Annotated in this window: 4 protein-coding genes and 1 pseudogene; 3 read left to right on the top strand and 2 right to left on the bottom strand. The window is 40.3% G+C overall.

Annotated elements, in window-relative coordinates:
- From IQ242_RS19705 to IQ242_RS19695, 3 genes and pseudogenes are all read left to right on the top strand, one after another.
- Positions 1-107: pseudogene (locus tag IQ242_RS19705) on the top strand (IS5/IS1182 family transposase); the annotation flags it as partial.
- A gap of 30 nt (positions 108-137) precedes the next feature.
- A complete protein-coding gene (locus IQ242_RS27275) occupies positions 138-1,469 on the top strand; it encodes a thioesterase domain-containing protein (protein WP_370583030.1) in 1,332 nt (443 codons plus the stop codon).
- Positions 1,470-1,746: 277 nt separating this feature from the next.
- Positions 1,747-2,226, top strand: a complete 480-nt coding sequence (locus tag IQ242_RS19695) for a hypothetical protein (protein ID WP_193961128.1) — start codon at positions 1,747-1,749, stop codon at positions 2,224-2,226.
- Positions 2,227-2,380: 154 nt separating this feature from the next.
- On the opposite strand, the gene IQ242_RS19690 is transcribed toward IQ242_RS19695, so the two are convergent.
- Complete coding sequence (locus tag IQ242_RS19690) at positions 2,381-2,539, bottom strand: microviridin/marinostatin family tricyclic proteinase inhibitor (RefSeq protein ID WP_002750786.1); 159 nt, start codon at positions 2,537-2,539, stop codon at positions 2,381-2,383.
- Between the two features lie 185 nt (positions 2,540-2,724).
- Positions 2,725-2,946, bottom strand: coding sequence for a CVNH domain-containing protein (locus IQ242_RS19685; protein WP_228021103.1), 222 nt, complete (start codon positions 2,944-2,946; stop codon positions 2,725-2,727).
- Between the last annotated feature and the right edge of the window lie 623 nt (positions 2,947-3,569).

Below are 3,569 nucleotides of genomic sequence, written 5' to 3'. Positions count from 1 at the left end.
TTTCATCAAGATACAGAAATCGCCGACGGCGATTTGGTCTGAGATTGAATTTGATTGCTGGTATCTACAATTACGAACTTCGTTACCGACAAAAATATATATCTTGATTACTTTTGCAAGAGATCTAGTCTTCCTGTGTGATTGTTCGTGAAGACAATCCGGGGGAAAAACAGTTAGTTGCTTATATTGTGCCTAAGCTAGGAGTAAAGCTAACAAGTGGCGATTTGCGTCAATTTCTTAGCGATAAATTGCCCAGTTATATGGTTCCTGGTGCTTTTGTGCTGCTGGAGTTTTTCCCTTTAACAGCTAACGGAAAAATTGATCGTCGTGCGTTAAAAGCTCCTAGTAATACCAGTGATTCAGACAGATTTATTGAAGCGCGTAATCAGTTAGAATTAAACCTCGTGCAAATCTGGTCAAAAGTCCTAAAGATTGAAAAAATTAGCGTGCAGGATAACTTTTTTGACCTCGGTGGTCATTCCCTTTTAGCTACTTATTTAATCACCCAAATTAAAGAACAGTTAGGCAAAGAAATTGCCGTAACTACAATATTTCAAAACCCAACTATTGAACAGTTAGCGACCATTATCCAAACCGATGCAGATTCCTCTAACCAGTCTTGTTTGGTTCCCATTCAACCCCAGGGTTCAAAGCCTCCTTTCTTCTGTGTTCCAGGCGCCGGGGGACGACCATTTTATTTTTACCATTTAGGACGTTGTTTAGGAAAAGATCAACCTTTCTACAGTTTTGAAAATGATCTCTATCAACAGTTTGGAGAAATCACTCGTATTGAGGATATAGCCAGTATTTATCTTCAAGCAATGCAGGATTTACAACCCCAAGGCCCCTACTTTTTGGGAGGACATTCCTACGGTGGTAATGTGGCTTTTGAAATGGCTCAACAGTTGGTTAATCAGGGTCAACAAGTGGCATTACTAGCAATCATTGATTCTTCAGCACCCACTTATAAAGACAAACAAATTTTGCTTGATTATATTAATTGGGATCATGCGCGGTGGTTAGCTGAAGTCAGTAAAGGGATAGAAGTTTATTTAGATAAAACCATCGATATTTCCTATGAAACTCTTCAACTCTTAACAGTGGAGGAACAATTAAAATACGCCTTAAACTTTTTTAAACTGGCTAATATGCTTCCCCCCAATGCGGAAACTAGGCAGCTTGAAAAAATTGTCCAAGCCTATAAAACTAGCTGTTTATGTCTGATTGATTATCTTCCTAAACAGATTTATCCTGGTAAAATTACGATTATACGGGCCAGTGAGGACTTAGCTGATGATCCAAATAAAGATTTAATAGCTGGAGATTGCGAGGATTCCTCCTTAGGCTGGAGTGAATTTTCTACAGAGCCAGTTGAGATTCATTTCGTCCTAGGAAATCATGTCTCGATTATGGTGGAACCCCATGTCCAGATTTTAGCTGAAGAATTAAAAGTTTGCCTTGAGATTTGATACCAAACCCGTTTTTAAGACTATGGTTAACTGCCAATTCAACTTTAAAAACTCAGTTATCAATTGTTTCTCCCCAATCTCCTGTATCTTTTAAACAGGATTTAATCTAAGAACTGACGATTTTCTACAAGTTGTGTGAATGGGAAGACTAATGTAGAATGCTGCAAGGCATCTGATTGCTAGACAGCCAATTTGTATTCTTTTGCCTTACCATGGATTTTATATGACTGAAATCCCGACCAACCAATCCAACTTAGTGATTTTAGGAGTCTCATCAATGACGGAAACTACTGAAACGGCCATTCCCAATGATTTTCTCGGAATTAATCCCACAGAAATCAACAAAAAACTTGTCTCCTGGGGAATTTCTCTGGATGAAGTTGTTCAAAAACTTGCATCTCTGGGACTCCCCGGCATTATTTTCATTATTGCTGTTGCCGCATCCGGTGGTACTGCCTATCCGATGATTTACGCACTTTTTGGGTTAGGCGGTCCGCTGGGACTAATTGGTGGACTTGGGGTCTTAGGCATCTCTACCATTATTGGTGACATTGTTACGGGTTATGGCATTGAGGCACTGCTTAAAACGGTCTATCTCAAACGTCGTGAAACAGAAACTCAAGAATATCTCATCAATGAGGTGGAAGGTTTGCCAATTTCTCAAGTTCTAAAACTTAACCTGAAAAAGGCTATTGAAGTAGAAATTGCTGCCGAAGAACCTGTTGCTCCCAAAGAAGTAGAAATTGCTGAAGAGTAGTTTTAACTTGACTAAGCACTGCTGCCTCCACCGGCCAATTGACTTGTTTAGCAAACCCTAAATACAACAAAAAACCGCCATAAATCTTACTCCTGCTTGACTTATGGCGGCAGTTTATTTCTGTCTGAATTACTGAAAGCAATCTTTAAATTAATTAACTATCTTCCCAGTCAGAAGGCCATTTCCAAGTCCAAACGGGAGCGGGTTCAGAATCGGGGGGGGAATCGGGAGTCGGAGCCTCGTCTTGGTCCGCAGACAAAAAACGAGCAAAGAAGGGGATTGCTTTACTCTGTTCGCTATTAGGATAATTCATGGTCATTCCTAGTTTTGAGTGGCAGCTTTTTCAAGATAGCTGCGATTACCTTGCGATAGTAACATATATTGCCGTCTTACTCAAGTCAAATACTTGGTGAACTACCTACACTTTTCTTGCGGGTAAGTGTAGGTTTCCTAGCCAACAGATAGCGGAATCGTGGATTTCTTGCGTCCTCCCCTACCCTATCCGATTTCCAGTTGGCTATCGTTATTATCGATCTGACTGTCTAACAGTATTTGCGTAGGTTTCCATTCCCCATCCATTGTTTGACAAGTACACACCAACCATACGGATTGCTCTCCATCCCCGAACTCAAGGTGACAATCTTGGCAGGTTTCTTGGAAGTTTTGATCCCCGAACTGCAATTCCCCATCTATATTACCGATATGGTCACTAAGCCTCAGTTCGGTGGGGAGCTATTCTCCATCGCGAGCTTGGCACTCAGCACTCAGGATTGTGCTGTTAGGGTCGTAGTTGATACTGCTGCAAGTGTGCGAAAAATTAGGCATGACAACTCTGTGTTTTAAAAAACAGTATGATTCAGCATAGTGCCTTAACGGCCGACATTCCGCACATCTTCATATACTTTTATATATTTGGCTCTTCGGGAATTGTTATGCAAATAATTAACTTAAAATAAAATTCGATGAGAGTGCCTACGCCTAAAAGTAGCTGAAATCTATACAGGGAGACACTTACGGCACAAACAGGTTAATACCAAAAGATAGACAATTGAGTTAAAATTTGATATAATACCATTTTTCTTTATTCGTGTCCCTCATCCCCTTGCCCCTCTCCCTTTCTGAGATAGGGATTGGGGGTGAGGGCAATTAACCATCTCTGCCATTACTTTAGAAAAATGGTATAATGGCCAAAAACCAGAGTATTTTACTTATGATACTTGACAAATTTTTTCACCTAAAAGGAACCTCTATTCAAGGCTATCGACACCTAGAAAATATCGGTATAGTTTGACCAGTCGAATCGAAAAATAAAAAAGCCATCTGTCCTCGTTGTGGGTTAGAGA

Origin of the sequence: Microcystis sp. LEGE 08355 (genome assembly GCF_015207185.1) — a bacterium.
Classification (GTDB): Bacteria; Cyanobacteriota; Cyanobacteriia; order Cyanobacteriales; family Microcystaceae; genus Microcystis; species Microcystis panniformis.
Note: the sequence above shows the minus strand (reverse complement) of the source record. Positions and strands in the feature narration are given on the sequence as shown.